Source organism: Trinickia diaoshuihuensis (assembly GCF_003390925.1).
Classification (GTDB): Bacteria; Pseudomonadota; Gammaproteobacteria; order Burkholderiales; family Burkholderiaceae; genus Trinickia; species Trinickia diaoshuihuensis.
The window spans coordinates 399329-423734 of the sequence record NZ_QUBS01000081.1; the positions used below are offsets into that span (position 1 = coordinate 399329).

Genomic DNA, 24406 nt, shown 5'->3' on the forward strand with positions numbered 1-24406 from the left:
TTGCCGATTCGAGAGCCGCAACCGACAACGCATGTCAGCGTCGCGTCACCACGTGTGCGTATACCCTCGATTGCTAGGCTGTCCGCCAATAATGGCCGAGGATGGTTCTGCGCGTTCAGGAGAATGACAGCGCGATCTTGCCAATCTATCGTCTATTTACGTCGAGACCGAGCATTACCGGCTTAATAAAAGAGGAATGAAAGAAAATCCATGCCTAATTCGGACCGTGCCGATATGCAAGGCGAGTGCCCTGAGCGAGTGAATCACACGCGATCTCGCATGCGCCGTTGTACGAATTCCACGAGCCGGTCATTGGCGAACGACGACGCGGCGAGCACGGCCACGTCCGGATAGGCGGCTTGGACGATATCGGTCGAGACGCGGCCCGGCGGCGCTTCGACGAGCAGCGTGGCCCCGCGTTCGATAAGCGCCGTGAGCGCGTCGAACCATCGCACGGCGTGGCACATATTAGTGGCGAGATCTTCGCGAATGTCCTCGCCCCGGTATAGGGCGCGCGCACGCCGGTTGCCGATATAAAGCTGCTTCGGCGTTTGCACCGGTATCCCAGCGGCATGATCGATCAGCTTCTCGGAGGCTTCGCTCAGGAGTTCGCAATGCGAAGGCACGCTTACTGCCAGCCGCTTCGCGCGATGCGCGCCCGCCGCGGTTGCTCGTTCGTTGAATGCGTCCAGCGCGGCGTCGGATCCGGCCACGACGATCTGCCGCGGTGCGTTGACGTTCGCCACGTAGACGCGTGCGCTTGGGTCCTCGGCATTCGGATCGATCAACGCTTCCACTTGCGCTTCGGCCAATCCCTCGATGGCCGATAGGCCGTATCCGCTCGGATAGGCTCGCTCCATCAACTCGGCGCGCATCTTCACCATGCGCAGTGCGTCGGCGAACGCGATTGCGCCGCAGCCGACCGCCGCGGGATAGGCACCCACCGATAGGCCCGCGTGCGCTTGCGCTTCTATGCCGCTTTCGGCAAGCCGTCGCGCGATCGCCACGCCCGCGACGACGAGCGAGATCTGAACGGCGACACTCGATTGCAGTGCCTCGCTCGAATCGAGACCGGCGACGTCGAGCGAGAGCGTATCGGATGCTTCCTCTATCGTCGACGCGACGGCGGAGTGCTCGGGCAATCGATGCAGAAAGCCGGGGGTTTGCGCGCCTTGGCCGGGGTAGACGAGGCAGAGCATCAACTGGCCACCTCGTGTGAAAGCGCACAATCGATGTTCCATGGATTCTCGACAAGACGAGGGCCGTTCGTCGAGCGGGCCATCACGCGCGGCTTGCCTTGCGCCCATTCAGCCAGTGCGATGCCTCCCGCCGGCGTCTCGAGTTGCGCGTCGATGCGCAGGCCGAGGTCGGATTCCAATGCCGTCAATCGTTCGCGTAGCACGAGCGCATCCCCGCGATCGAGCGGCGATGGCGTACGTATCAGCAGATCGAGATCGCTCGCCGCCGTGACAGTCCGTTGCGCCGTGGCGAGCTCGAATCCGACGCTGCCCGTGGGTCCCCAGACGAGCGCATCGAACAGGGAGCTTTCGGCGATTTCGCGCAATGCGACAAACGCCTTCAGCGCCGCGCTCTGCGCGCAGGGCTTGCGTTCGAGCAACTGCTCGGGGGCGTACGCGGACATAATCAAATCGCGCGCCAGGAAGGCCCCGTATCGATGCGACCGCGTAGCGCCGCGAAAGCCGACGGGGACGACACCCTCGGGCGCTTGCGCTCGTCGCACGACAGCGTACGGCGCGAGCGCGAATGCGTCGAGGAGCCACGCCGGCGCATCGGCCATCGGCGGCAAAGCACGAAGCCGTACTAAATCATGCGCTTCGAACGTCATCGCTTCGTGCATGCCGCGCTTGCTCATCTCGTCTCGCGCCCGTCAATCCGCATCCCATTGCTGCGCTAGACGTCGCCGCACTTCGATGGATGCCGCGCGAGTCGCGCGCGCCGTGTCCGATTCGAGCCGCCGCGACAGCTCGCGCGAGCCACCGCGAGCCGATGCCACGGCGGCCGCGAGCGCGGCGCGTACGCGGGCGACGTGCGCGTCGCTCGGGGCATCCGCATCGACGCCCTCGATCAGTTCGTCGAGCAAGCCCAGTTTCGCGAAACCGCCTTTGAGCGAATACGACATCGGCGTGATCGTTTCTCCAAGCGCGTCGAGCGCCTCGACGCAGCGTCGCGTGACGCGTGCCGCCGCTTCCTTGCCCATCGCGTGGACCATCGTGCCCGGCGCATCGAGCGCGAGGATGCGATCGGCCTGATAGCCATGGGCGAGGAATGCGCCCGACATAGCGGGCCCAACGATCAACGCGATGACCGGGTGACCCGCGAGACGGGCCGATGCGTAGGCATCGACCGCCGCGGCGCACGCGAGGTGAATGCCGAGCATTTCCTCGCGGTAACCGTATGCTTGACTCTTGACGTCCACGATCGCAATGATGGGCCGTTTCGCAACTGCCTGCGCGTCGGCACTCACGACCTCGCGCACCGCACGCGCGAGACGCCAGCCTTGCTCGAGCCCGATGACGTTATCGCGTGCCCGCGGAAAGCGGTTCGCGGTATCGGGCACGACGGCGATAAATCGGGCAGGCTCGCCGTCGAGCGCGGCGTCGGCATGGCGGACGGGCGCGTGCGTCGACGCGGCGCCCGCGAGCGCGCGCAGCCAGCGTTCGCCACGGGAAAGGAAAATCGTGTCGTTCATTCGGATTCCTTAGCGATCGTCGCCTGCCTGGCCGATGCCCGCGGGCGTAGGGCCGAACAGCGCGCGCATCTCGCCGGGCGAGACGGTATCGGGATTGACGCGTTCGAGCAGCGCGAGATAATGATCGACCGCTTGCGTGCGATGGATCGGGGGCACGCCCGCCGCGAAGGCGCTTTGCACGGCGGCGCGAATCTCGCCTGCGTCGTCGTCGGCGAGATGATCGGCGAGCCCTGTCGCAACGCGCTGCTCGCCGCCGATCAGTTGCCAAATGCGGCGCCGGTCGCTCGCGTCGAGTTCTTCGATACCCGCCTCTTGTTCGATCACTTCGGGCCCGTTCATGCCGAGGCGGCCTTGCCGCGTCATGACCAAGCGCGTGCACAGCGCAGCCGCGAGCGACATCCCGCCGAAGCAGCCGACCATCCCGGCGATGACGCCGACGACGGGCACGTGCTGCCGAAGCGCGACGATGGCGGACTGGATTTCGGCGATGACGGCAAGACCGAGATTCGCTTCCTGCAACCGGACGCCGCCCGTTTCGAAGACGATCACGGGGCGGACGATCTTGCCGCGTTCGCAATCGCGCAGCGCAAGCTCGAGCGCCGCCGCGATCTTGCTGCCCGACACCTCCCCAATGCTTCCACCTTGGAACGCGGATTCGATCGCGCAGACGACCGATGCGTGTCCGTCGATCGTCCCGCGCGCGATGATGGCGCCATCGTCCGCCTGACAGACGATGCCTTGCAGCGGCAACCAGGGCGAGGTGAGCCGATCGAACGGGCCCAGCAATTCGCGGAAGGTGCCGGCGTCGAGCAGGCGCCGCGCCCGCTCGCGCGCCGTCAGTTCGATAAAGCTCTCGCGCGCGACGAAAGGCGCTGCCTGGGCTGGCTCGAGCGTGCTCATGCGCCGGCCCCCAGTGCGCTGTCGGAAAGCTCGGCGGCCTCGGCTAGACGTAGCGCGACCACGCCCGGCGTGGCGCCGAAATCGTTGATTTCGATCGAGGCCGCCCCGTCGTAACGCGTGAAGAACCGTTCGAGGACGCTTTGCCAAATATGCGCATACCCGTCCACGCTCGTATGAACCACCACGCGCGCTTGCATCGCATCGCTGGGCTGAAGCAGGACTTCGAGATCGCCGGAACCAACGACGCCCACGTGAGCGCGCGCGGCAGCCTTGCGGCGCGCGGGGAAGTCGAACGTTAGATGCTCCATCTTGGGTTTCCGTTGTCGGCGCCCGCGGGCGCCAGCCTGTCGATGAAAAGCGTCGCCGCGAGCAAATCGGCGGCGCCGCCAGGGGATGCATTGAGAGCAAGCAGATCCGATTCGAGCCGGGCAAAGGCGGCTTGCCCTTGCGGGGTCGAACTGCCGCCCAGCGATAAGACGGCTTGCGCGCCGTGCTTCGCGGCGGCCAGCGCGGGCGGGCCGGCTCGATGCAGGAGGCAGGTATCGTCGAGCTTCGTCATGATCGCGAGCAGGGCGTCGATCCGCGCCGCGCTTTCGGTGACCCCCCGCCGGCGCGCGGCACGCAGTGCCGGCAGCCCGACGTGTAACGCATGCGGAAAGCCTTCTTGCGCCTCGCGCCGCGCGCCCCCTACGCCGTAGCGCGCCCGTACGCGCGAACCGTTGCTGTCGGCGACCGGCGCCCCGTGATCGGGAAAGCAAGCGATTTGCGCACCGATCGTACAAATCGATTCGGCGATGGATCGTTGCGGCTGCGCTGTTTCCGCGTGGATCGTTGCGCCCGCAACCAATAGGCCGATAATCCAAATGGCCCCGCGGTGCGCGTTACTGCCTTGCGTGGCATTGAGCATCGCCGCTTCGCCCGCGCGGCCGATGGCGCCTAGCTCCGCGCGCAAAGCCGCCGAGGGACGCATGCCCCGCGCCGCGCGCGAGAGCGCGGCGAAGGTCGGCTCTAGCGCCCGGGCGGAGCGTTCCATCAAGGCGAGGTTCAGATCGCGATGCGCGCCGTTGCCGCGTCGATCGACGAGGGCCGGCTTCGGCGTGGCGTGTGCCTCCTCGATCAATGCATCGGTGGCGAGACGCCCGAGCCGCTTGGCGCGATCGTCGATCGGCTTCGCTTCTTCTCGCTTTAGCGTGCAACCGGCTCGCGTGGACATCGTCACCAGCTCCTGAAGCGAGCCGGCGGCGCATAAAGACCACCCGACCATGAGACGAGATCGTCGATGCTGCGCGCGGCCAGCAAGGAGCGCTTCGCTTGCGCGCGCCGGATGCCCAGGTCTTCGGGGTAGGCGACGATGCCGCGCCGCCGCAGCTCTGTCGTGCGCTCGGGCTTCGCTCGCAAGCCGATGGGCGTGACCCCGGCAACGGCCGCGAGTGCGGCGCGCCGTTCCTCGATGCCTTCAGCTTTATGCAGATAGGCGATGCCTTCCTCGGTGACGACGTGGCTTACGTCGTCACCGTAAATCATCACGGGGGCGATCGGCATGGCGCTCTTATTGCCGACGGCAATGGCATCGAGTTCGTCGATGAACGTGGGTTCTCCGCCTTTCTTGTACGTTTCGGCAAGCTGGACGACGAGCTTATGTCCACGCGAAATGGGCCCCGTGTCCTGCTTCGCCAGCTTGAGCCATGCTTCGCTCGCGTGACGCCGTCCGCGCGGATCGTGGCCCATGTTCGGCGCGCCGCCGAAACCGGCGAGGCGTCCGCGCGTCACCGTGGACGAATTCGCATCCGCATCCAGTTGTAGCGTCGAACCTATGAATAGGTCTACGCCGTATTGGCCCGCCAATTGGCACAGCACGCGGTTCGAGCGCAAGCTGCCGTCGCGGCCCGTGAAAAACACATCGGGCCGGGCGGCGATATAGGCCTCCATGCCCACCTCGCTGCCGAAGCAATGAATGCTGTCGACCCATCCCGATTCGATCGCGGGAATCAACGTGGGATGCGGATTGAGCGTCCAGTTCGTGCAGATCTTTCCCTTGAGCCCTAGCTCGGCGCCGTAGGTCGGAAGAATCAATTCGATGGCGGCGGTGTCGAAGCCGATGCCGTGATTGAGCGAGGTGACGCCGTACGGTTCGTAGATGCCGCGGATGACCATCATCGCGGTCAGCACCTGCAAGTCGCCGATATGGCGCGGGTCGCGCGTGAACAGCGGCTCGACGGCGAATGGGCGGTCGGCTTGCACGACGACGTCCACCCACGAACCGGGGATATCGACGCGCGGCAACGTATCGACGATTTCGTTCACTTGCACGATGACGATGCCGTGCCGGAATGCGGCGGCTTCGGCGATGGTCGGCGTGTCTTCCGTATTCGGTCCCGTGTATAGGTTGCCGTGCCTGTCCGCTTTCTCGGCGCACAGCAGCGCGACGCGAGGCGTCAAGTCCACGAACATGCGCGCGTACAGCTCGACGTACGTATAGATCGAGCCGATTTCGAGCAGGCCGTCCTCGAGCAATTGCGCCACGCGCAGACTTTGCGGCCCCGCGAACGAGAAATCGACTTTGCGGGCGATGCCGCGCTCGAACAGCGTCAGATGCTCGGGCCGGCTGATGCTGGAGATCAGCAGATGAATGTCGTGGACGATGCCGGGATCGACGCGGGCGAGCGAGCGTGACAGGAAGTCGGCTTGCTTTTGGTTATCGCCTTCGAGTGCGACGCGATCGCCGGGATGGATCAATGCTTGGAGCGCGTCGACGATACGCTCCCGGGGCAGGATGCCGTCTTCGAGCCAGGGCGCCACCGCCGCGAGGCGACGCGCTTTCTCGTCGCGCAGGCTCGTCCAACTGCGGCGCAGCGGGTGTTCCGTTACGGAGTTCATCGGGCGAAACGACTCCTATGTTCGAGGCTTGAAACGACGATGGATCTGTCTATCCGTTGCCGCGGCCGGCGCGCTTTTTCGGCGCGAACATGCCGGCCTGCGGGACCGGCGTCTTGCCGCGTTTGCGCGTGGCGCCGCTGGGCGCGGCGGCCGGCTCGCTCAGCAGGCGGTAAAGCAACTCCCCCGTGCCGAGCAAATGGTCGGCGATCAGCTTTTGCGCGGCGGCGACCTCTTTGCGTCGCACGAGGCGCATCAACTGGCCATGCTCGTCGTCGGACACGCGCTTATGTTCGGGCAGGCCGAATTTCACGCGCAAATACCGTTCGCCGCGCCGATGCAGCGTGCCGATCATCTCCAGCAACTGAGGCCGGCCGGCGGGGGCGTAAAGCCCCATATGAAATGCCTCGTTGCGTGCCACATAGAGCGCGGGATCGCGTTCGAGTTCCGCCGCTTCATAGAGCGCCTGTACTTCGCGCAACGTTTCCTCGGTGTGCTGGGGGATGGCCAGGGTGAGCGCAAGCCCTTCGAGCGCCGCGCGGATTTCATAGATCTCGCGCGCCTCGAAGGCCGAGAGCGGGGCGACGGTGGCGCCCTTGTGCATTTCGACCTTCGCCCATCCTTCGCTTTCCAATTGACGCAGCGCTTCGCGCACCGGAATGGCGCTGACCGAAAAATGCCGGGCCACGGCGTCTTGCCGGAGTGGCGCGCCGGGCGGCAAGCGGCCGTCCACGATCGCCGCGCGCAGCGCGTCGGCCACCATGCGGGACGCGCTCGTGCGCGGCGCGACGTCCACCGCGGCGAGCGGCAGCGCCTGGGCGGGGCCGGCATCTAGGGGAAAACGATCCATTGCATCGGTCATGATGCTCGATATTATATACAAAATATTAGATTTGAAATCGGGCAAACCCGAGGCACATCGGGTCCGCGAAGGCGGGGGCGCAGGTTTCGGCCGCGTGCTCGCGCAGTCATGAGAAGTCAGTAGTCCTAACCGCTTCACCGGAGGAGTCAGATGAGTTCGATGACAGACACAGCGCGCGCCGCCCGACGGCGTACGCCGCTAAACCGCTCGCAGATCGCGGGCTTTTGGGGAGCGTGGGCGGGATGGACGCTCGACGGCATGGATTCGTTCATCTATGCGCTCGTGTTGACGCCGGCGCTGACAGAGTTGTTGCCGCGCTCGGGCTACGCGGCAACGCCGGCGAACGTGGGGTTGGCCGGATCGATTCTCTTTGCGCTCTTCTTGGTGGGGTGGGGCCTGTCGTTCATTTGGGGGCCGCTTGCCGACCGGTTCGGGCGCACGAAGGTTTTGGCGGGAACGATTTTCACGTTCGCGATCTTCACGGGTCTTGCCGCGACGGCGCATAGCGTCTACGAATTGGGCATCTATCGCTTCCTGGCCGGCGTCGGGATCGGCGGCGAATGGGCGTTGGCGGGGACGTACGTCGCCGAAGCGTGGCCCGAGGACCGTCGAAAAATGGGCGCGGGGTATTTGCAGACGGGCTATTACGCGGGATTCTTTCTCGCTGCCGCGCTCAATTACACAGTCGGCGTGCATTTCGGCTGGCGGGCGATGTTTTTGACGGGGGCGGTACCGGTCGTCATCGCGATTCTCGTGCTCTTGCGCGTAAAGGAGCCGGAGAAATGGAAGAACGCCGAGGCCCGCGTGGTCCATGCGAAACCGCTGGCCGAGATATTGGGGCCTGGGTATCGGCGCCGCACATGGGTAGCCTGCGCCTTGTTGACGATTGCGATCGTCGGTTTGTGGGCGGGCGCCGTCTATGAGCCGTCGGCCGTGATTCAGCTTGCCATGAAGTCCGGGATGGACAAGGCCGGCGCGATCAAGACGGCCTCGCTGGCCACCGGGCTGCTCTCGATCGGTACGATCCTCGGATGTTTGGCCCTGCCGCCGCTGGCCGAACGCATCGGGCGCAAGAAGACGTTGGCGGTGTACTTTGCCGGGATGGCCGCATCGATCATCGGCAGCTTCGGCTGGGCGTTTTATTTGCCGAACGGGCTCGCGCCGTTCATCGCTTGGTTGTTCGCGCTCGGCTTTTTCGGCGGCAATTTCGCTTTGTTTAGCTTGTGGTTGCCGGAGCAGTTCGAAACGCGTGTTCGCGCGACGGCATTCGCGTTTTGCACTTCGTTCGGCCGGTTCATCGGCGCCGGGGTGAATTTCCTGCTCGGCGCCGCCGTGCTGCATACCCATACGCTGGGGCTGCCGGTCGCACTGACCGCCGTTGCGTTCGTGGTCGGGTTGTTCATTATCCCGTTCGCGCCGGAGACGCGGGGAGAGGTCCTGCCGCAGTGAGGGTGGGCCGACGCAGAGCGAGATTCACGTGCGCCGGTTGTGCCGGTGCACGTGTCGGTAAGAAGCGTAAAACCTTAGGTCACAATTCGTTGCGGTCGGCCTGTTCTTGCTCGCCGCGCCCGTCGGGCGCGAAATCCGCCCCGAAGTTGGCGAGGTTGTCTAGGGCTCGATCCAACGTCCGAGGCTCGGGGCGAACGCCAATCTCGCCGCCTATTTGCCCGAACTCCAGGGTAGGGGCGGCTGGGGCGTTTGCAGGTTGCGACTGGTCCTTGTTCGGACGGCGGCGTGTATGCATCGCGAATCGGCCTATGGCGCGTGCTAAATGTAGCTGGGACCGTCAATCATGCAATGTAAATGCAGGTCTGTACACAAGCATCATCGACCCGCTATCCGCGCTTCCATCCCATTGTTCCGCGCTTGCCACCAGAACTTGCTCACCCGCAGGTTCGGATCCGTGATCGCCAGGTAGGTCGTGCTCCACAGTTGCGCGGCGTTCGCTTCGGTCGCATCCGCGCTATGCGTGCCGAATGCTTCGGCCTGATACGCGCCGTTCGCATACGACCACGTCCACATTTCCGATGCGCGCATATCCGATGCATTCGATATGACCTGCCAAATCCTCAAGCGCGCGTTGGTCAGCAAGGTACGGACGTCGGCCGGCAAATCCTGCCGAGCCAGTTGCCGATCGAGCCCGGCGACCCACATCGCCTGCTGCCAAGACCACACGACGGTGCCGTGATAAGCCGCATTGGTAAAGCGCGGCCAGAGCGACGCGTCGGCATAGGCCGGATTGGCGACGAGCATGCCCGCATCGGTCACGAGGCCGACCGGAAACGGCTGAACGGCAGCCGTGACGATACGCGTCAGAACGTCGGACGACGGCGTGCCCAATAGCAGCGCGAAGCCGCCGTCGGAGTTCATCACCGGAATGGGGTTGCCCTGAGCGTCGAGCGACACAGCATAGAACGAAGTGGTCGAACTCGGCAGGGTGCCGGCCGGCACGCCCGTCTGCGCGGCATAGGTCGGTACGGCCGTCGCGGCTTGCGAGGCCGGCACGGATACCTCGAACAGTGCCCCCGCGGCGGATTCCCATACGGATGCCTGCTGCGCCGCATCGGCGAGCGCCGTGCGCTGGTCGCTCGTGAGGTAAGGGTCGAGCAGCCCGCTGGCGACGAACCGGCTCGCGGCGCGTAGCGCGGCCGGAACGAGCACCGCGTTGACGTCGTAGGGATAGACGCCGCCCGCCAGACCATCGGTGCTATCGCGCCAGTTGCCGACGATTTGTCCCGCGCGCAAATGAATCAAGTTCGATGCGATGCTTTGCTGCGAGAACGCGCGGGCGGTGTCGGCGACGTGCACGAGATTCGTGACGAAGCGGCTGCCGTTCGTTTGCCCGCCGTCTTCGGTCTGCGCAAGATACGCGGCCGCACGCGCGGCGCCGCGCGGGTCGTCGATCAGCCAAGCGGCCATGACCGGCGCGAGCAGGTAGTCGCCGTCGATCATTTTGTAGTCGTAAGTCGGCGTCGCATCGTTGCCGCGGCCATTCTTTTCGTTGTCGATGACGGCGAACTCGCCGATGCCTTCTTCGTGCGCGACGATGCCGTCGGGCGAGAGGCGGCTCAATACCGCGGTGAGCCCGGCTTCGATGGCCGGGGGCTGCAAGACCGGCATCAGCATCCGCACCGAGATCAGCGTATCGCGACCGAAGTAGGTGTCGTACTGCCAAGATCCCGCGAGCAGCTTGTCGTCGTAGCTCAGGAATTCGACGACGTTTTGGCTCTGGGTATCGGGATTGACCGTGTTGTTGAACAAGTCGGCATGCGTAATCGGCGTAAGCGGCGTTTCTCCGGTGTAGGAGAGAACGTTCAAATGCAAACTGCCGCTGCCGTTCGCGGCTTTAAGGACGAGTGCGCCCGTCGCATCGGTACTGACGGTGCCGCCGCCCGTGACTTGCACGGTCATCTCGTACCCGGCGGCGCCATCGGCGCGGTCGCGTTGCCAATGAATCACGTTGCCCGACACCGTGGGTTGGGTTTGCACGGCGGCTGGAGCGGGATACCCGCCGTTGAAGTCGCGCATGAAGCGCACCGAAGTCAGCAATGCGCCGCGCAGCGTGAGCTGCGGGACGTCGACCGAGACATTGGCCGCGATCCCATAGAGCGCTCGGCCGCGACTGTCGTGATCGACGACGGGCGATATCGCTGTATCGAGACTCCAGTTGACGGGCTGCGCGGTATCTTGGAACCAGAGGCCCGTGCCGCTGTTTCCGGCGGGGAATACGACGAGCAATCGGGGCTTTGTCGAAGACCGCATCAACAGATGCGCGGCCACGTTGCCTTGCCGGAAAAACTCGTTGGTTTGCCCGCCCGCCTGCATTTCGAAGGAAAGGGTTTCGCCGCTGATGGGAACGCTGCTGTCACTACTGCCGCCGGAACAGCCCGCTATCAAGCTAGTCAGGCCAATCAGCAAGCACAAAACGCGAGTCGCAACGGTTTCCTTCACGTGTGCCTCCATTTCTCTCGAGATATCGGTGTTTTAGTTAGCCCCGTGGCCGCGCCGGCGTGGATTGGATTTGGCTTTTATGCCGCGATCGCGACGGGGAAGAGAGCAATTACAATGCCCGCTATTGCAGCGGGCGAGAGAGAGGCTATTTGGAAGGCGAGTCTGAAGCGGATGAGATGACGATTCGGAATGGGAGGGCGTGAGCCCCCCAACGCTTAACTAGCCGGATTTTCCTCGGCCGGCGGCGGCGTGGCGCCGCTTGGCATGCCCAGAATCGTTATCTGAAAGATCCGCGTGGCGGCGAGCGACTCCAGGCTCGGATCTTCGGGAACGCGAAGCAATAGCGGAAAAATCACCGAGCCGCCGATGACCGCCCGGCGGCTATTGTCGGCCGGACGCATGCCCCATATGTCCTGATAAACAACCGGGACGGTATGTCCATTGCGGCTCGTATTGCCTAAATAAAGCATGACGTGTCCGCCGATATAGATCAGCGTACGCATCGGCTTGCCGTGCGCCATCAAATAATCGAGCCGCTGCGCGGGCGATTCGCTCGAGAGGTCTGTCATATCGCCGGCGGTCATCTGTGCCGACGAATGCCGCGGCAACCAGACGCCGAATGCCGCGAAGATGCTCTGCAATTCGGAAGAGCAATCGTTATAAAAATTCATGTTGCCCCAGCCGTAGGGGCGGCCGATCAACGACTTGATCAACGATGCCAAGTGGCGCGGGGTGGCGGCGATCGGCGCCGGAGCCACCGCGGCATCGGGTAGTTGAGCTTCGCGGATGAGCGCTCGACCGTCGGCATCGCGGGCGGGAACGAGCACGGTATAAAGCCGAGCAGCAGCGGATGCCTGCGCCGTTGCGCTGCGCGCGAGCGGCAATAGCGTGCCCGTTGTCGCGTTGAAACGGAATACGCCGGCCGTATCGTTGACGCCTACCGAAGCCGTCACCACCACGCCCCAGCCGTTGCTCGGGCGCAGTGCCCAGGCTGAAATAAACGCATCGTCCACCGAGCCGACGCCGCTCGCTCGCACCCAGCCTTGGACGTCGGGCGTCTGCACATAATCCCATGCGCCGTCCACGCTACGGCCGAGCACGTAAAGCGGCGTGCCGGGCCGCACCGACGAGATCTGCAAGTTATCGAAGGGGTACCCTTGACCCGCGAGCGCGTGCGAATAGAACGACGGATCCATCGTCGGCAATTCGCGCACCAGCAGCGCATCGGTTGCGATTGCGCGGGCGCTCGGTCGATAGCTTGGCGCTTGCCCGAATTGCTGCAAATTCATATTGCGCTCGATGTCGTCGATCCACCGAGCCGGGTGTGGCAGATAGTTTTGCCCATAGCCGATCGTCTGCGGTGACTTGCCCTCGTTGTCGTAGACGCCGATGCGGCGTAACTGAAGGTCGACGATATCGGCGCCGCCTTGGCGATAGAGACGCGTGGCGATGTACGCCGGATTCCACGGGGACGCGTCGTGCTCGCCGGTTCCGAAATACCGAGCCAGATAGGCGTTCCATTGCGCTTGCTGCTCTGCCGCGCTTAAAAATGGGGAGTCGTACGCGGCGCTCGCGGGGTCGATCCAATGGTCGACCTCCTGATCGTAGTTCGCCATCGGAAACGCTCCGATGGGATCGACATACGCAGGCTGAGCGGCGGGTGGATTCGATACTGCGCATGCGCTCAGTGCGAGCACGAGCGAGACAAGCGCGGCGCGAATGGAAAGCGTGCGCGCCGGCGGAACGGCAAGAGCGGGCATAAATAAAACCGTGCGTCGAAAAAGGTGTGACGCGAATATGATAATGCGTGCCGCGAACGAGTCGCATAAGCTTATGCCGATTCCTCGCGCGGCAAGCCGACGCGGCGCAGCAGCGTCATAGGCCCCATTGCGCGCACCGCCTCCATGTCCTGAGCCGTTTTCACGAACAGCGAACCTGCGAAACCGAGTGCATTCACCGCGATTCCGTCAACCTGCTCGGCGCTTCGAGGTACGAGCAGCATCCACTTCGGCGTCAACAGCAAGTTGTAGGGGGCTGATTGATGGGCACGGCCGGCCACGTCGATTGCGCCGAGCCCAACGGTGTGAAGCAACGCGCGATACCGCTCGCGGGCCTGCTCGGGCATCTCCGATCCCGATCCCGGCGTAAGCCGCGTGAAGGCGTGCTCGAACGGCAGTCCGGGCAATCTGACGATCGCCGATTCGTTTGCCGTGGCGTCGATCAGGGTGTCGATCGGAATAGCCTCGCCCCCATCGCCGAGCGGCAGCGGCACGATCTGTAAATGCTTGTGCGGTTGGCTCGCGCCGGCATCGCGTCCGCCGTTATAAAACCCGAGCCCATCGAACTCATTCAAGCAAGCAAACCAGGCCGCGAAATCGTCGAGATCGAGCAGCGCTTCCTGCGGCACGAACTCGCGTGTGACGATCAGCAGGTGGTGATCGATGACATTGAACTTATTGAGCAGCGCGAAATGAGTGGGCGAGACGTCCGCGACGAACAGGTCCGGGTCGTGCGGCAGGAACGGATCGACGCATGCGCCGGTCGAACGCTTCGTTGCGGCGGGTTTGCGCATCAAACTCGACACTTGCCTGACGACGAAACGAATGCCGGCGTCATCGAGTGTCGTTTGAGTCGTCTCGATCGGGCATAGCGCGCCGCAAGCGAGGGCATGAGCGGTTCGGCGGGCGAGCGTGGTCCAGAGTGTGCCGCGTTGAAACGAATTGCTTGTCATTGTCGGGTAGAGCAGCCGGAGCAGGCGATATCGGCATTGTGGCGCAAATGCGCTCAATGCGAGTCGGCACCTCGAATCGGCGCCTCTTTAGACAAAGTCCTCAATGGATTTCAGCGCGTTGGAACCGGTACGATTTCCGATGGTTGGGCGGCGGAGCGCCAGTCGAGCGACAGTGCGCCGCAAGCCACCATTTTTGTGGGGGGCGTGCGCGGAAAAAAGCGGTTGCGTCCGCGAGAGGTTGTTCTAGACTGCACTGCCGTGCGAGGACGTTTCAGCGGAACCGATAAGAACGCGACAGGTATCAGGGAGAAAGCGATGAACATTCGGCTGGCGCACACCCGCTCGCCGTGGGCGACGCTCGTCTTGCAAGACATGACGGTCAGTTCGCCGAGTAGCCGTCTTTACCGTAACGGGCGGCAGCAAGTGGAATTGACCGTGCGGCTGCGCGCGCTCGACGCGAAGGGGCAGTGCGTCGCATTGAGCGACGAGCAGCGTGACAGCATCCGGCTGATCGACTACGACAGCGGCCAGCCGCTGCCGGACGTGCCGCCGTCGGGCGAGGTCGCGCAGGGGTGGGGAGCGACTCGCGTGCGCAACGAGTACGCATTTTTTCCGGCCGCCGGCGGGCGCGAGCGGGCGGCGCCGCGGACAAAGGCGACGGGCGACGAGTCGATCGTCTGGTATGTGCAAACGGCCGATACGCGTCCGAGACGGATCGGCTGCCGAGTGCAAAGCGGCGCGACGCCGGCGGCCGGCCCCGGGGTTTCCGCGCCCTTCGTGCGATTGGAGCCGGAGCGGCTACCGGCACAAGACTTCGCGCGGTCGGTCGAGTATCGCTGTGAGCGCGAGAGCGCGTTCCCGCGCAGCGTCGGGCGCGGCCATCCCGTGCGCGACGTGGACTACTACTACTGCAGCGTCTATGTCGACGGACAGCGCTTAGCACTCCTATCGTTCGATGTCATGCCCGCCAGCCTGATGCAGTGCGACGACGCGCAGGCGCCCGGCGCGACGTTCGCCTTTACGGGCTTTGCCGCACCGGGCGCGAGATCGATTCGCTATGCCTTGCCCTCCACGCTCGATGCGCTCCGGCATCGAATCGTCGCGCGGCCTCGGGCGGGCGAGGGCGTCATCGTGCTCGTGCAAAGCGAAGCGGGCGGTGCCGATGGTATCGCGCGGCTTCCTTGGACCTCATGCGACATCGACGCGATCGACGAGTTCGGCACCTCGCACGCGATGCGCGTCACCTTGGAGCGGGCGGGCGCTTGTCGAACGCTCGTCTTGTCGCGGCGGTGATTCGAACGGTTGTGTCCGCCGCGCTATTCTCCGAACAGACTGTGAATGTCCTTTGCGTCGTCGGTGTCGGACAAGTTGTATTCGGCTCGCACCGCCTGCACCACCTCATCGACGAATCGATCGTATCCGACCGCGTTGCCGAAATGCTTCATCGTCCAATTGCAGCCGCTCGCATCGGGCTCTTGCTTTTGCGGGCGCGGCACGCGGATCTTGACGCCGTCTTCGACGATCTCATGAATACGATGAAGACGGCGGCTGACTTCGTCTTGTAGACGGGAAGCATTCAGGCTCTTGCGGATCATGGCGCCCCCTATGGCTCGCTGTTACATGAGCCGTGACTATGCCATGGATCGACTTTGCCGCGCTCCGGGGACCGGGCCACGCATGTACGCCGGTTCAATTGACCAAAACCGGCGGCACGTAGGCGCCGTAATACGAAGGGGTTCCGCCGCCCCCCGGTCCGACGTTGGTCGGAAGGTAGTTGACGATGAAGTGGCCTTCGATGTACGGGTTGGCGCCGTTGACCGACTTATCGATCTCGAACGGTGCGAACGCGACGATGGGTTGGTTCGAACCGGTCGAGACGCTGGCGACGACGGGCAATAGGACTTGGACCGGCGTGCTCACGGAGTTGTAAATCGAGTTCTTCGTGCCGGTATCGATCCATGTGTTGCTCCCGATACTGAGCGTGGTCGGGTTGCCGTTCGTGATGAGATTGATCACGGTTTGCGTATCGTTGGCGACGGTATCGAAAGTCGTCCACTGCCCGTAATAGCAACTGCCGGTGTGATATGCCGAGCCGATTTTCACGTCGTAGGGTTGCCCTGTCGAGGGATCGATCGTCGGCTGGCCCGTGCTGGAGTTCCAATAGATGCCGAGCATGCACTGCGTGATCGCGGTCGGGAATAGAGACCCCGGCTTGGCGACGCCCGGCAGAGCGATCGCCGCGACCGCCGTCGCGCTGACGTCGATCGTCTTCGTTCCGATGAGCCCCGCGAAATAGGTTTGGAGCGAGCCGCCGTTCGATCCGGCCGCACGGCTCACCGTGACTTGTATAGCCGGCAACTCGTTCGAGTTCGGCGTGATCGTCGTGGACTGCATGCCGGCGGGCGAGCCCGTAATGCTCCAATACCCGGTGGTGACGGTCCCTGTGCTGAGCGCTTGGCCGTCCGCGTAATTGAGTGCGATCGCGGCGTTCGCCTTCGATGTCGCATTGGCCCAGGTGGTCGGCGTGTTCGTCCATTTGAGCTGCCCGGCCCCGGCCAAGGCGGCCGCATCCGCGGCGTTTTGCAACTCGTTGCGTACGACGAGCGCACGCCCGATGTCCACCGACAGCGCGATAAACCCCATCATGACGAACATAAATAGCGCGACATAAATCGCGATCGAGCCGCGTTGCCGGCCCACGAGCCTGGCGAGTTGAGCATCGTTGCGCATGGTTTTCCCCCGGTCCATCTTATGAAGTGCACGCCGGCTTCCCGGCTCATTCGTAGTTCATCGTCGTTGTCGCGTTCATCGTCAGCAGGCTCGGCATCGGATCGACGAAGGCGTTCATGCCGAGGCTCGTGTACGCGTACGTGACGGTGACCGTGAGCGGATTGCCCGACGTCGTACCCGAAGGATGACTGACGGTGACGGTCGGCGTAGGCGTGCCGCCGAGCGAAATGAGGTAAGTCGAACAGTAGTTCGTCGCCACGGTTTGGATTTGCGCGTTCGTCAGTTGCGGCGACGCGTAAATGATTCCGGCACGCGCGGCCTCGCGGCTGGCATTGGTGATGACCGCCTTGTCGTACAGCGCAATCGAAAACTCGACGATGCCGAACGTAATGACGAGCAGCAGCGGCAGCAGCAGCGCGAACTCGACGACCGCGCTGCCGTTTTGATGCCTGCGCTGCACGCGCCGGCGGCGGGCCGGCCCGTATTCGCGGCGCATAGCACTAGACCCGGTTTGGGTCCGTAGACGATTGTTCATGATTCCCCCGGTTTACTGCGCGATAGCCCTATTGCCGCGATGGCGTGCCACGCGAGGCGTTCCGTTCGATCGACGGAGTCGCATCTGGGAGGCGGGCACCCATGCCTCGGTTTGCAAGCGGTTGCGCGCTACGTTTTAGCGAAAAGCGCGCCATGGCGACGGGTGCCGCGCCGGCGCTAGCGGTGCAGGCTCGGCATGCGATCGGAACCGGTCATTTCCGACCGGGTTGTCGCAACGGCAATACAGATTGAGGGCTCTTCGGGCGCGGATCGAGACATCGGCCGATGCGCTCCGCTAGCCGCAGCTAGGCGCGACGGGCCTTCCGGCGTATGCGGTTTGCTCCGCGCGGCTCCTCGGTCGGCGCGATTTGTTTCGTCGATGAAACGGATGGTGCGATAGCCCACACGGCAATGCGGCCGCGAGTTTTCTCGGGGATACCTCTTGAAATCCCGCCGGCCGCCGCTATTTTTCGTCGTGCTCGGACAGCAGGTCGTTCCTGGTTGCTGGTCCGGAAACCTTACAGGGAAAAATCATGAGCGACTTCCTATTCGGAAACTTCGGCAGCGATCTGTTCCGTGAATTCGATCGCCTCCAACAGCATATGTCGACGCTGCGGGGCGGCTTTCCCACGAGTCTGCGTTCGGCCCAAAGTTTCTTCCCGCCGATCAATGTCGGCACGACCGACGATTCCATCGAGATCGTCGTCTTCGCGCCGGGCTTCGAGGCCTCGCAATTCGATGTCTCCATCGATAAGGGCATTTTGACGATTGCCGGCGAGCGCAAGCGACCCCAAGCGGCGACGAGCGAGGACACGCGTTCGTATGCGCGCGAGCGTTTCATGGGCGCGTTTAGGCGCGTGGTCGAGCTGCCGCAAAACGCGAATCCCGATGACGTACAGGCGAAATACGTCGACGGTTGCCTCTCGATTCGTATCGGCAAACGCGAGTCCTCGAAGCCGCGCAGCGTCACCGTCCAGTAATTGATCGATTAGGCGAAGGAGCAAACCATGAGCAACGAAAGCGAACTGACGCCGCGCGACGCGGGCACGCTAAACCCCCGCGACGCCGGCGTGCGCCGTGCGGCGCTCGTCCCGGCCGTCGATATCGTCGAAGACAAAAGCGGCGTGACTGTATGGGCCGATTTGCCCGGCGTGCCGAAAGACAAGCTGGAAGTGAAAGTGCAAGACGGCAACCTCTCGATCGAAGGTGAAGCCGTGGTGCCGATGCCGGAGGGCCTGAACGTGACGCATCTGGAAGTGCGCGCGCCGCGCTATGCGCGCGCGTTCTCGATCAGTTCCGACCTCGATACGTCGAAGATCGACGCGAGCTTGCAAGACGGCGTGTTGACACTGCGTATCCCGCGTCGCGAAGCGGCGCTCCCGCGCCGGATCGAAGTCAGGGCCGGTTGAACCGCCTTCACGCGTGTGCGCGGCGACGCGCTGCCGGTGGAATCTCGCCGGCGGCGCGTCGCGCTCGGCCTCAAAAGATCAACGGAATCAGCCGATACCGAACGGCCTTGCGATAGCAGCGATACGCCATGTCCGTTTCCAGGATCCGTTCTTCCCGAACGATGCGGCCCATCTGCAGCGCCAACTGAGCGACGTGCACCGACAGATTGAACAGCGAAAAGTTGGACAGCAGAAAGCCGATATCCGTCACGAAGTAACCGAGATACATAGGATGCCGAACGACCCGGTAAGCGCCATGCGAGACGACGCCCCGGTTCGCGGGAAGCACGCCGAACGAGCGGCTGAGCGAAATCTTCGCGAACAGTTGCCAGGCGATGCCGGCGACCTGAAGCGAGGCGCCCACCATCTCGGGCAGGAATTGAATGCCCGGGTTCAAGTTGTAGGCCATGCACCCGTACGTGCCGCCTAAAGAAAAGAGCAACGACGTGGGGCGCCAGTCACGCCGCACGGGCGTGCGCGACACCACCGCCAAGCCCGTCGTGAAGCAACTCTCGACGACGATCAAAAGCAGCGTGACGCGCGTCGGCGCGGCGAGCCATTGCTTGATGGCGACGACCGCGAACAGGCCGAACACCATGACCGTGACGGCGCGCAGCAACAGATCCGCCACGACGTGCCGGTCGATAACCGGCATATTCGCCATCGATTCTTGATCGATCGAACTCATTTAACCCGCTCCCATGTGGCTCATCGTCGGCAAGAGCTGACGATAGATTTGAATGGCCGCCGGCCCGACGAGTACGACGATCAGCGTCGGGAAGATAAAAAAGATCAAGGGGAACAGCAGTTTGAGGGCGACCTTCGCGGCTTGCTCCTCGGCCTTCATGCGCCGTTTCGTGCGCATGCTGTCGGTATAGACGCGTAGCGAATCGCCGATACTCGTGCCGAAACGATCGGCTTGAATCAGCATGGTCGTCAGCGTGTCGATGTCTTCCACCCCCGTTCTGGCCGCCAGGTTGCGCAAGGCTTTTTCGCGGCCTGCGCCGGCACGCAGTTCCAGCAGCACCAGTTCGAGTTCGGTCGTCATGGTCGGGCTCTTCGAACCGAGTTCCTCGGTCACGCGCAGCATGGCCGCATCGAGACCGAGCCCCGCTTCCACGCACACAGTCATCAAATCGACGGCATCGGGCAGCGCCTCGACGATCGCGCGTTGGCGGCGCGTCGTCAGTTGCGACAGCACGAGGTTCGGCGCGTAGAACCCGAGGGCGGAGGCTGCGAGCAAGATGAACAGGGCGTCGAGCGTGTGCCCCGCGGAAAATCTCGGCGCCGCGAAGGCGAGCGAAATGGCGGGCAGCGCGAGCGCGAGCAGGGTTTTAGCGGCGAAGTAATAGGCGGGAGCGGCCTTGCCGCGAAAACCGGCGTGCATGAAGCGAAGGCGTAGCGCCGAGCGGTCCCAGTCGTCGTCCTTCGGTTGCGAAAGCTTGGCGACGCGCTCAGATACCTCGGCGATCCGCTGGCCCCATTTGCCCTCCGGCGTACTGTCGAGACTCCCCGCGCCGCCGCTTGTGCCGGCCGCCGCACCGGCGAGCGGCATCGACAGGTCTTGGATGCGCCGCTTCAACGGATCGGGGCGCAGCAATTGCAACGCTCGCAGCACGGTGCCGAAGACGACGAGGAACATCCCCGCGAGCAAGACGATTTGTTCGATTCTCATGATCGGTCCTTGAGAGTTCTGACGATCAGACGCGAATCCGCACGATCTTTCGCATCCACAAAATCCCGATCGCCATCATGCCGAGGCAGACGCCCGCGAGTTTCTCCGCGGCGGGATCGGTCCAAAAGATCCGCATGAAGCCCGGGCTCAGCACGGACAGCACGCCGATGACGACGAACGGCAACAACGCGAGGATCCAGGCGGAGAGCCGGCCCTCGGCGGAGAGCGCCCGAATCTTGCCGAACAGCTTCAGGCGCTCGCGGATGATGAAGCCGATGTTGCCGAGAATCTCCGCGAGATTGCCGCCCGATTCGCGTTGAATGAGCACGGCGATGACGAAGTAGCGTAGATCGTCGATCGGCACGCGCTCGGTTAGGTTGTACAGGGCCTTGTTCATCGAAACGCCGAAATTGATTTCGTCGAAGACGATCCGAAACTCGGCGCCGAGCGGATCGGCAAGTTCCTCGGCCAGCATGCCGAGCGCGCTCGCGAACGAGTGGCCGGCGCGCAATGCGCGTGCGATCAGATCGGCCGCGTCGGGCAACTGCCGTTCGAGTTGCTTCAGGCGTTGGTTACGCTTGCGGCGCACGTAGAACCAAGGCATCGTGGCGAACTCGCAGACGGCGGCGACCTTAAAGAGCACGGCAAGATGAAACAACGAGGCGAGGGCCAGACCGAGGGCGGCGAAACAGAGCGAGTAGCCCAGGAATCGGCCCACGGTCGCCGACATGCCGGCCTGCTTGAGCGTACGATCGATCGTGTGTACGCCCGGCATGTCCGTCAACACGCGCACGAGCCAGCGCGAATCGCTGAGCTTGTGTTCCTTGAGGATCGAGAGCGGCGGCGCGCCGGCCGTGCCGGGTGCCGAACCCAGGCCGATACGCGCGGCAATCCGTTTCGCCTCGCGGCCATGGCGGCTGACCCAGAACAGATAGAGGCTCTCGATGCAGAGCACCGTCGCTAAAAAGAGCAAGACGGCGAAGCCGAGAAACGTCGTATTCATGGCGCTCTCCTTGCGTCACGCGTCGAACCGGCGCGATGGGTCGAACAGATCGTCGGGCAGCGCCACGCCGAATGCCGCGAGCCGCTCGCAAAACTTCGGGCGCACGCCGGTCGCGCAGAAGTAGCCGGTGATCTTGCCGTCCGCGTTCACGCCCGTGCGCTTGAACGTATAGATCTCCTGCATGTTGACGACGTCGCCCTCCATGCCCGTGATCTCCTGCACGCTCATGAGGCGGCGCGTGCCGTCGGTCAGGCGCGCGGCTTGGACAACGACGTCGATCGCCGACGAAATCTGTTGCCGCATCGCTTTGATCGGCAGCGAAAAGCCCGCCATCGCGACCATGTTCTCGAGGCGCGTCAACGCATCGCGCGGGGTGTTCGCATGCAGCGTGGCCATCGAACCTTCGTGGCCCGTGTTCATCGCGTGCAGCATGTCGAGCGCCTCCGCTCCGCGCACTTCGCCGAGCACGATTCGATCGGGCCGCATCCGCAGCGCATTGCGCACGAGCGCGCGTTGCGGAATCTCGCCTTTGCCCTCGATGTTCGGCGGGCGCGTTTCCAAGCGCAGCACATGCGGTTGGCGCAATTGCAGTTCGGCGGCATCTTCGATCGTGACGATGCGCTCGTCGGCCGGAATGAAACCCGACATCAAGTTGAGCAGCGTCGTCTTGCCGCTGCCGGTGCCACCCGAAATCAAGATGTTCAGCTTGGCCTTGCTCATCGCTTCGAACATCCGTGCGATCGAAGGCGTGAACGTCCGGTTGCGGATCATGTCCTCCACCGTCAATGGATTGACGGCGAAGCGGCGGATCGAGACGAGCGGTCCGTCGATCGCGGAAGGCGGGATGATCGCGTTGACGCGTGAGCCGTCGGGCAAACGTGCATCGACCATCGGCGTCGATTCGTCGATGTGGCGGCCGACGCGCGAGACGATGCGCTCGATGATTTTCATCAGATGGGCATCGTCGAAGAACGTGATGTCGGTCAATTCGAGTCTGCCGCGCCGCTCGATGTAGACCTGCCGCCAGGTATTGACGAGAATGTCGCTCACGGCGGGATCGGCGAGCAGCGGCTCCAGGGGTCCGAGGCCGAACATTTCGTTGTGCACGTCTTGCGCGAGCCGCCGCCGTTCGGCCTCGTTCAGCGGAATCTTTTCTTCCTCGACGATGCGTTCCACGAGCTGGCCGAGTTCGCGCGCGGCCTGCTCGGGCGTCAAGCGCTGCAATTTGTCCAACTCGACGCGTTCGATGATCGTCTGATGCACGTGCATCTTCAACTGCTGGTAGGCTTGCCCGCCACCGCGCGCCTCGCTCGTGCCCGGTAGGGCCGCGGCGGGCGTATCGAAAGCGACTACGCCGCTTTGCATCATCAATTGCTCACGCAAGGACATGGCTGTCTCCGCGATAGGTCATAGGTTCAGGATTCGGCCTTCAGCGCCCGCATGGGCGCCGCCGCCGGTTTGGACGCGAACAGGCGTGAAAACATGCTCGTCGACGCTTCGGGCTGCTCGGGCCAGAGGATGTCGGCCAACGCGTCGATGCCTCGTGCGAGCGGGCTCGCTTTGGCTACTTCCAGCAGGGGCGTGCCTTGCTCGACCGCCTCGCCCGCATGCTTTTCATCGCGGGCGAGCCGGTGTGCCACGCGCAGGCCGAGTGCTTGTTCGAGCGTGGCGATATCGACGGTCGCGCTCTTGTCGTACTCGTTGATCAAGACGCGCAGTTTCGCCCCCGGGTACCCCAGCTCGCGCAAGATGTCGACGAGCCGGCGGCCCGTATGCAGGTGAGGGATGCTTTGGCGCAGCACCACGCCGATGTCGCTGCTGCGATCGAGCGCAAGCATCGATACGGGATCGACGGATCGCCCCAGGTCGACGATTACCGCATCGTAGCGAGGCATCACGAGCGAAAAAAGCCGCTCGACTTGTGCCGGCCTCACGTCGGTGGCCTTGACCGGATCGCACGATCCGGCCAGTACGTCGAGGTTCGGATGCACGTGCATGGCGCAAGTTTCGAAAAACGCGCCGTCGAGCCGTTCGGCTTGAGAGCAGACATCGACGAGCGTCGAGGCGGGCGGCTTGTCCGCCAGCATCAAGTGCGCGTCGCCGAACTGGCGGCTCAAGTCGATCAGCAACGTGCGCTTGCCGCGTTCGCGCGCAAGCGCATAGGCGAGATTGACGGCGATGAAGGTCGTGCCGCTTCCGCCGCGCGGTGAAACGAACGACAGCATGCGGCTGTCGCGGCCCGTGCCCGCCGACTTCTTTTGAGCGATGAGCGCTAACTCGCTAGCGAACGAGGCGTCGTCGATCGGCCAGGACAGCACGTGGCGCACACCGGCCCGCATGGCTGCCACGAGCCAGTCTTGCGACAGCGACGGCGTGACGAGCAGGCAACTGAGCCTCGGCGTGGAGGCGGCGATCGCCTCGACCGCGGCCAGATCGCGCTGCGCGAGATGCACGTCGTCGATGATGAGCAGATCGGCCTTCTGCGCGCTTTCCCGATGTTCGCCAAGTCGCGACGCCCCGGCGCGAATCGTACGCAAGCGGTGACCGGCGTTTTCCTGGGTGACGAGAGCGGCGATCCGGCCCGCGCGCTCCTCGTCCGACGAGATCAACAGAATGTCGAGCATGGCATTACCTCGTGTTACCGCTGGGCGGCGTTGGGCGTATCGTGGCGGCGCGCGTCAGTTGCCTGAGCTGTTGGAGCTGCCTACGCCGATCGTGAGCACGTTGACCGGCGGGGGCGGCGTCAGGAACGACTTGCCGTAGTTTTGCTGCGCGGCCGTGGCCGCGGTTCCATCGACGCCGGCCACCGGGTCCTCGTTGGCCGACGCGTTCGGATTGAGCGTCTGCATGGCCGTGACGGCGCGCACCGAGTTGCCGTAGGTGCGGTCCCAAACCGGGGTGGAGCTGAGGCAACCGTTGAGGGTTGCGCAGCCGGCCGCGATGAGCGCGAGGCGCGCGGCGATATGTTGGATCTTCATCTCGATCTCC

Annotated in this window: 24 protein-coding genes; 4 read left to right on the forward strand and 20 right to left on the reverse strand. The window is 64.0% G+C overall.

Features of this window, described 5'->3' with window-relative positions:
• Nucleotides 1-263: 263 nt before the first annotated feature.
• The 8 genes from mdcH to DXT59_RS20105 are packed head-to-tail and all read right to left on the reverse strand — an operon-like array spanning nucleotide 264 to nucleotide 7346.
• Nucleotides 264-1199 (reverse strand): malonate decarboxylase subunit epsilon, encoded by a 936-nt coding sequence (mdcH, locus tag DXT59_RS20070; protein WP_116138602.1) that lies wholly within the window; start codon nucleotides 1197-1199, stop codon nucleotides 264-266.
• Nucleotides 1199-1873 carry a malonate decarboxylase holo-ACP synthase gene (locus DXT59_RS20075; RefSeq protein WP_116138603.1) on the reverse strand — a complete coding sequence of 225 codons (675 nt, stop codon included), beginning with the start codon at nucleotides 1871-1873 and terminating at the stop codon, nucleotides 1199-1201. The genes mdcH and DXT59_RS20075 overlap by 1 nt, the downstream gene beginning before the upstream one ends.
• 15 nt (nucleotides 1874-1888) lie before the next feature.
• Complete coding sequence (gene mdcE / locus DXT59_RS20080) at nucleotides 1889-2710, reverse strand: biotin-independent malonate decarboxylase subunit gamma (protein WP_116138604.1); 822 nt, start codon at nucleotides 2708-2710, stop codon at nucleotides 1889-1891.
• Nucleotides 2711-2719: 9 nt separating this feature from the next.
• Nucleotides 2720-3610 carry a biotin-independent malonate decarboxylase subunit beta gene (locus DXT59_RS20085; RefSeq protein WP_116138605.1) on the reverse strand — a complete coding sequence of 297 codons (891 nt, stop codon included), beginning with the start codon at nucleotides 3608-3610 and terminating at the stop codon, nucleotides 2720-2722.
• Entirely contained in the window at nucleotides 3607-3918 is a 312-nt protein-coding gene (locus DXT59_RS20090) for a malonate decarboxylase subunit delta (protein ID WP_116138606.1), read from the reverse strand. The genes DXT59_RS20085 and DXT59_RS20090 overlap by 4 nt, the downstream gene beginning before the upstream one ends.
• Complete coding sequence (locus DXT59_RS20095) at nucleotides 3906-4823, reverse strand: triphosphoribosyl-dephospho-CoA synthase (protein WP_116138676.1); 918 nt, start codon at nucleotides 4821-4823, stop codon at nucleotides 3906-3908. The genes DXT59_RS20090 and DXT59_RS20095 overlap by 13 nt, the downstream gene beginning before the upstream one ends.
• A gap of 2 nt (nucleotides 4824-4825) precedes the next feature.
• Nucleotides 4826-6487 carry a malonate decarboxylase subunit alpha gene (gene mdcA, locus DXT59_RS20100; protein ID WP_116138607.1) on the reverse strand — a complete coding sequence of 554 codons (1662 nt, stop codon included), beginning with the start codon at nucleotides 6485-6487 and terminating at the stop codon, nucleotides 4826-4828.
• Nucleotides 6488-6536: 49 nt separating this feature from the next.
• Nucleotides 6537-7346, reverse strand: coding sequence for a GntR family transcriptional regulator (locus tag DXT59_RS20105; protein WP_116138608.1), 810 nt, complete (start codon nucleotides 7344-7346; stop codon nucleotides 6537-6539).
• A gap of 150 nt (nucleotides 7347-7496) precedes the next feature.
• Here DXT59_RS20105 and DXT59_RS20110 point away from each other — a divergent pair, with 150 nt between their 5' ends.
• On the forward strand, nucleotides 7497-8795 hold the full coding sequence (locus DXT59_RS20110) for an MFS transporter (protein WP_116138609.1): 1299 nt from the start codon (nucleotides 7497-7499) through the stop codon (nucleotides 8793-8795).
• Between the two features lie 375 nt (nucleotides 8796-9170).
• On the opposite strand, the gene DXT59_RS20120 is transcribed toward DXT59_RS20110, so the two are convergent.
• The 3 genes from DXT59_RS20120 to DXT59_RS20130 form a co-directional block, all read right to left on the reverse strand.
• A complete protein-coding gene (locus DXT59_RS20120) occupies nucleotides 9171-11309 on the reverse strand; it encodes a hypothetical protein (protein WP_116138611.1) in 2139 nt (712 codons plus the stop codon).
• A 203-nt stretch (nucleotides 11310-11512) separates the two neighbouring features.
• On the reverse strand, nucleotides 11513-13057 hold the full coding sequence (locus tag DXT59_RS20125) for an SH3 domain-containing C40 family peptidase (protein ID WP_116138612.1): 1545 nt from the start codon (nucleotides 13055-13057) through the stop codon (nucleotides 11513-11515).
• 71 nt (nucleotides 13058-13128) lie between these two features.
• Nucleotides 13129-14028, reverse strand: a complete 900-nt coding sequence (locus tag DXT59_RS20130) for an ATP adenylyltransferase family protein (RefSeq protein WP_116138613.1) — start codon at nucleotides 14026-14028, stop codon at nucleotides 13129-13131.
• 315 nt (nucleotides 14029-14343) lie between these two features.
• Between DXT59_RS20130 and DXT59_RS20135 the strand changes: the two genes are divergently transcribed.
• Entirely contained in the window at nucleotides 14344-15321 is a 978-nt protein-coding gene (locus DXT59_RS20135; protein ID WP_116138614.1) for a hypothetical protein, read from the forward strand.
• A gap of 23 nt (nucleotides 15322-15344) precedes the next feature.
• Here DXT59_RS20135 and DXT59_RS20140 read toward each other — a convergent pair whose 3' ends face one another.
• The 3 genes from DXT59_RS20140 to DXT59_RS20150 form a co-directional block, all read right to left on the reverse strand.
• Complete coding sequence (locus tag DXT59_RS20140) at nucleotides 15345-15623, reverse strand: hypothetical protein (RefSeq protein ID WP_116138615.1); 279 nt, start codon at nucleotides 15621-15623, stop codon at nucleotides 15345-15347.
• Between the two features lie 94 nt (nucleotides 15624-15717).
• On the reverse strand, nucleotides 15718-16758 hold the full coding sequence (locus DXT59_RS20145) for a TadG family pilus assembly protein (protein ID WP_116138677.1): 1041 nt from the start codon (nucleotides 16756-16758) through the stop codon (nucleotides 15718-15720).
• Between the two features lie 46 nt (nucleotides 16759-16804).
• Nucleotides 16805-17293, reverse strand: coding sequence for a TadE/TadG family type IV pilus assembly protein (locus tag DXT59_RS20150; protein ID WP_116138616.1), 489 nt, complete (start codon nucleotides 17291-17293; stop codon nucleotides 16805-16807).
• 532 nt (nucleotides 17294-17825) lie between these two features.
• On the opposite strand from DXT59_RS20150, the gene DXT59_RS20155 reads away from it, so the two are divergent.
• Nucleotides 17826-18272, forward strand: coding sequence for an Hsp20/alpha crystallin family protein (locus DXT59_RS20155; protein WP_116138617.1), 447 nt, complete (start codon nucleotides 17826-17828; stop codon nucleotides 18270-18272).
• A gap of 27 nt (nucleotides 18273-18299) precedes the next feature.
• Nucleotides 18300-18701 carry an Hsp20/alpha crystallin family protein gene (locus DXT59_RS20160; RefSeq protein ID WP_116138618.1) on the forward strand — a complete coding sequence of 134 codons (402 nt, stop codon included), beginning with the start codon at nucleotides 18300-18302 and terminating at the stop codon, nucleotides 18699-18701.
• 70 nt (nucleotides 18702-18771) lie between these two features.
• Here DXT59_RS20160 and DXT59_RS20165 read toward each other — a convergent pair whose 3' ends face one another.
• Genes DXT59_RS20165 through DXT59_RS20190 form a run of 6 tightly spaced genes read right to left on the reverse strand, consistent with a single transcriptional unit; the run spans nucleotide 18772 to nucleotide 24396 of the window.
• Nucleotides 18772-19428 (reverse strand): methyltransferase family protein, encoded by a 657-nt coding sequence (locus DXT59_RS20165; protein WP_116138619.1) that lies wholly within the window; start codon nucleotides 19426-19428, stop codon nucleotides 18772-18774.
• Complete coding sequence (locus DXT59_RS20170) at nucleotides 19429-20415, reverse strand: type II secretion system F family protein (RefSeq protein WP_116138620.1); 987 nt, start codon at nucleotides 20413-20415, stop codon at nucleotides 19429-19431.
• Between the two features lie 25 nt (nucleotides 20416-20440).
• Nucleotides 20441-21418, reverse strand: a complete 978-nt coding sequence (locus tag DXT59_RS20175) for a type II secretion system F family protein (protein WP_116138621.1) — start codon at nucleotides 21416-21418, stop codon at nucleotides 20441-20443.
• 15 nt (nucleotides 21419-21433) lie between these two features.
• A complete protein-coding gene (locus DXT59_RS20180; protein ID WP_116138622.1) occupies nucleotides 21434-22807 on the reverse strand; it encodes a TadA family conjugal transfer-associated ATPase in 1374 nt (457 codons plus the stop codon).
• A 26-nt stretch (nucleotides 22808-22833) separates the two neighbouring features.
• Nucleotides 22834-24042, reverse strand: coding sequence for a CpaE/TadZ family protein (locus DXT59_RS20185; protein ID WP_116138623.1), 1209 nt, complete (start codon nucleotides 24040-24042; stop codon nucleotides 22834-22836).
• Nucleotides 24043-24096: 54 nt separating this feature from the next.
• Nucleotides 24097-24396, reverse strand: coding sequence for a hypothetical protein (locus DXT59_RS20190; RefSeq protein ID WP_116138624.1), 300 nt, complete (start codon nucleotides 24394-24396; stop codon nucleotides 24097-24099).
• Nucleotides 24397-24406: the final 10 nt, after the last annotated feature.

What these genes read in the sequence shown, in the direction of transcription:
- mdcH (WP_116138602.1), bottom strand. Translation starts at nt 1,199, where the DNA reads ATGCTCTGCCTCGTCTACCCCGGCCAAGGCGCGCAAACCCCCGGCTTT.
- DXT59_RS20075 (WP_116138603.1), bottom strand. Translation starts at nt 1,873, where the DNA reads ATGAGCAAGCGCGGCATGCACGAAGCGATGACGTTCGAAGCGCATGAT.
- mdcE (WP_116138604.1), bottom strand. Translation starts at nt 2,710, where the DNA reads ATGAACGACACGATTTTCCTTTCCCGTGGCGAACGCTGGCTGCGCGCG.
- DXT59_RS20085 (WP_116138605.1), bottom strand. Translation starts at nt 3,610, where the DNA reads ATGAGCACGCTCGAGCCAGCCCAGGCAGCGCCTTTCGTCGCGCGCGAG.
- DXT59_RS20090 (WP_116138606.1), bottom strand. Translation starts at nt 3,918, where the DNA reads ATGGAGCATCTAACGTTCGACTTCCCCGCGCGCCGCAAGGCTGCCGCG.
- DXT59_RS20095 (WP_116138676.1), bottom strand. Translation starts at nt 4,823, where the DNA reads ATGTCCACGCGAGCCGGTTGCACGCTAAAGCGAGAAGAAGCGAAGCCG.
- mdcA (WP_116138607.1), bottom strand. Translation starts at nt 6,487, where the DNA reads ATGAACTCCGTAACGGAACACCCGCTGCGCCGCAGTTGGACGAGCCTG.
- DXT59_RS20105 (WP_116138608.1), bottom strand. Translation starts at nt 7,346, where the DNA reads ATGACCGATGCAATGGATCGTTTTCCCCTAGATGCCGGCCCCGCCCAG.
- DXT59_RS20110 (WP_116138609.1), top strand. Translation starts at nt 7,497, where the DNA reads ATGAGTTCGATGACAGACACAGCGCGCGCCGCCCGACGGCGTACGCCG.
- DXT59_RS20120 (WP_116138611.1), bottom strand. Translation starts at nt 11,309, where the DNA reads ATGGAGGCACACGTGAAGGAAACCGTTGCGACTCGCGTTTTGTGCTTG.
- DXT59_RS20125 (WP_116138612.1), bottom strand. Translation starts at nt 13,057, where the DNA reads ATGCCCGCTCTTGCCGTTCCGCCGGCGCGCACGCTTTCCATTCGCGCC.
- DXT59_RS20130 (WP_116138613.1), bottom strand. Translation starts at nt 14,028, where the DNA reads ATGACAAGCAATTCGTTTCAACGCGGCACACTCTGGACCACGCTCGCC.
- DXT59_RS20135 (WP_116138614.1), top strand. Translation starts at nt 14,344, where the DNA reads ATGAACATTCGGCTGGCGCACACCCGCTCGCCGTGGGCGACGCTCGTC.
- DXT59_RS20140 (WP_116138615.1), bottom strand. Translation starts at nt 15,623, where the DNA reads ATGATCCGCAAGAGCCTGAATGCTTCCCGTCTACAAGACGAAGTCAGC.
- DXT59_RS20145 (WP_116138677.1), bottom strand. Translation starts at nt 16,758, where the DNA reads ATGCGCAACGATGCTCAACTCGCCAGGCTCGTGGGCCGGCAACGCGGC.
- DXT59_RS20150 (WP_116138616.1), bottom strand. Translation starts at nt 17,293, where the DNA reads ATGAACAATCGTCTACGGACCCAAACCGGGTCTAGTGCTATGCGCCGC.
- DXT59_RS20155 (WP_116138617.1), top strand. Translation starts at nt 17,826, where the DNA reads ATGAGCGACTTCCTATTCGGAAACTTCGGCAGCGATCTGTTCCGTGAA.
- DXT59_RS20160 (WP_116138618.1), top strand. Translation starts at nt 18,300, where the DNA reads ATGAGCAACGAAAGCGAACTGACGCCGCGCGACGCGGGCACGCTAAAC.
- DXT59_RS20165 (WP_116138619.1), bottom strand. Translation starts at nt 19,428, where the DNA reads ATGAGTTCGATCGATCAAGAATCGATGGCGAATATGCCGGTTATCGAC.
- DXT59_RS20170 (WP_116138620.1), bottom strand. Translation starts at nt 20,415, where the DNA reads ATGAGAATCGAACAAATCGTCTTGCTCGCGGGGATGTTCCTCGTCGTC.
- DXT59_RS20175 (WP_116138621.1), bottom strand. Translation starts at nt 21,418, where the DNA reads ATGAATACGACGTTTCTCGGCTTCGCCGTCTTGCTCTTTTTAGCGACG.
- DXT59_RS20180 (WP_116138622.1), bottom strand. Translation starts at nt 22,807, where the DNA reads ATGTCCTTGCGTGAGCAATTGATGATGCAAAGCGGCGTAGTCGCTTTC.
- DXT59_RS20185 (WP_116138623.1), bottom strand. Translation starts at nt 24,042, where the DNA reads ATGCTCGACATTCTGTTGATCTCGTCGGACGAGGAGCGCGCGGGCCGG.
- DXT59_RS20190 (WP_116138624.1), bottom strand. Translation starts at nt 24,396, where the DNA reads ATGAAGATCCAACATATCGCCGCGCGCCTCGCGCTCATCGCGGCCGGC.